Origin of the sequence: Streptomyces sp. NPDC059371 (assembly GCF_042751995.1) — a bacterium.
Classification (GTDB): Bacteria; Actinomycetota; Actinomycetes; order Streptomycetales; family Streptomycetaceae; genus Streptomyces.
In genome coordinates this window covers 1-1,956 of sequence record NZ_JBHYXD010000210.1, presented here as the reverse complement: position 1 = coordinate 1,956, position 1,956 = coordinate 1, and the positions used below count along the sequence as shown (strand labels likewise).

The following is a 1,956-nucleotide window of genomic DNA, read 5'->3' as shown; positions in this document are numbered from 1 at the left end:
TCAACCCGCGGGGGGGTTACCGTGGGGGGACGCCTCGGGGTTTGCCGCCGGGACGACCGTGGCGGCAGCAGCGGCAGCAGCGGCGGTTTCCGTCGTGATGACCGTGGTGGCGGCAGCGGCGGTGGCTTCCGTCGCGACGACCGTGGTGGCAGTGCCGGCGGTTTCCGTCGTGACGACAACCGCGGCGCCGGTGACCGTGGCGGCAGCGGAGGCGGCTTCCGCCGTGACGACCGTGGTGGCAGTGCCGGCGGTTTCCGCCGTGACGACAACCGCGGCGCCGGTGACCGTGGCGGCAGCGGAGGCGGCTTCCGCCGTGACGACCGTGGTGGCAGTGCCGGTGACTTCCGTCGCGACGACAATCGCGGTGGCGGCAGTGGCGGCGGTTTCCGTCGCGACGACCGTGGTGACTTCCGTCGTGACGAGCGGCCCAGCGGCCCGCGCCGTGACGACGACCGTGGCGGTTTCCGCCGTGACGCGGACCGTCCGTCCTCCTTCCGTCGTGACGAGCGGCCCAGCGGCCCGCGTCGCGACGACGACCGCGGTGGCTTCCGCCGCGACGACAGCCGGGGCGGTGGCGACTTCCGCCGCGACGAGCGCAGGGACAGTGACCGTCCCCCGTTCCGCCGCGACGACCGTGGCGACTTCCGTCGTGACGAGCGGCCCAGCGGCCCGCGCCGTGACGACGACCGCGGTGGCTTCCGCCGCGACGACAGCCGGGGCGGCAGCGGCGGCGGCTTCCGTGGCCGTGACGACCGGGGACGCGACGACCGCCGTGGTGGACCGCGCCAGGACGACCGGGGCGGGCGTCCCGGCGGCTTCCGCGGCCGCGACGACCGCGGTGGCGACGACCGCCGCGGTGGCGGCAGCTACCGCGACGAGCGGGACCGGGACCGCGAACCGATCAAGCGTCTGCCCATCCCGGACGAGGTCACGGGTGAGGAGATCGACAAGGACGTGCGGCAGGAGCTCCTCAGCCTGCCCAAGGGCCTGGCCGAGGAGGTCTCGCGCAACCTGGTGATGGTCGCCCGGCTCATCGACGAGGACCCCGAGGCCGCGTACGCGTACTCGAGGATCGCCCTGCGGCTGGCCTCCCGTGTCGCCGCCGTGCGCGAGGCCGCCGGCTTCGCCGCGTACGCGAACCAGAAGTTCAGCGAGGCGCTCGCCGAGTTCCGTGCCGCGCGCCGTATGACCGGCAGCGCGGAGCTGTGGCCCGTGATGGCGGACTGCGAGCGCGGTCTCGGCCGGCCCGAGAAGGCGCTGGAGATGGCCGGGGCGCCCGAGGTCCAGAAGCTGGACAAGGCGAGCCAGGTCGAGATGCGGCTCGTGGCGGCCGGTGCCCGGCGTGACATGGGTCAGCTCGACGCCGCCATCGTCACCCTGCAGAGTCCCGAGCTCGCCTCGAACTCCGTCCAGCCCTGGACCGCCCGACTGCGGTACGCCTACGCCGACGCACTCCTCGCCGCCGGACGCGAGGGCGAGGCACGCGAGTGGTTCGCCAAGACCGTCGAGTCCGACAAGGACAGCAGCACGGACGCCTCCGACCGGCTCGCCGAGATGGACGGCGTCGAGTTCGTCGACGCCCTCGTCGAGGACGGCGAGGCCGCGACCGCGGACACGACCGGGACCGCGACGGAGACCCTCGTCGAGGACGAGCGCCAGGGCGCGGACGAGGACGACGACGAGGACGACGAGGACGAAGACGACGACGAGATCGAGTCCGTGACCACGGACGGGATCACGGACGACGTCGACGACCTCGACGGCCTCGACGAAGAAGACGAGGACGACGAGGACGACGAGGACAAGGACGACGACACTCCTCACCGTCCGCAGAGCTGACGCCGGACACCACGGCGCAAACACGTGGGCGGGGGGGGGGCGGCGCCGGGGGGCGCGGCCCCCCCCGGGGCGTGGGCGGGGGGGGGGGGGGGGGGCGCTGGGCACGGGGAGGTGGAC

1 protein-coding gene and 1 pseudogene are annotated in these 1,956 nt (G+C 74.2%); both read left to right on the top strand.

Translation table 11 applies throughout. The annotated features are described in order from the left end of the window. Nucleotides 1–45 precede the first annotated feature (45 nt). Nucleotides 46–777, top strand: a pseudogene (locus tag ACFXGX_RS43240) (hypothetical protein); the annotation flags it as partial. Nucleotides 778–954: 177 nt separating this feature from the next. After that, a complete protein-coding gene (locus ACFXGX_RS43235) occupies nucleotides 955–1,839 on the top strand; it encodes a hypothetical protein (protein WP_384803999.1) in 885 nt (294 codons plus the stop codon). Nucleotides 1,840–1,956: the final 117 nt, after the last annotated feature.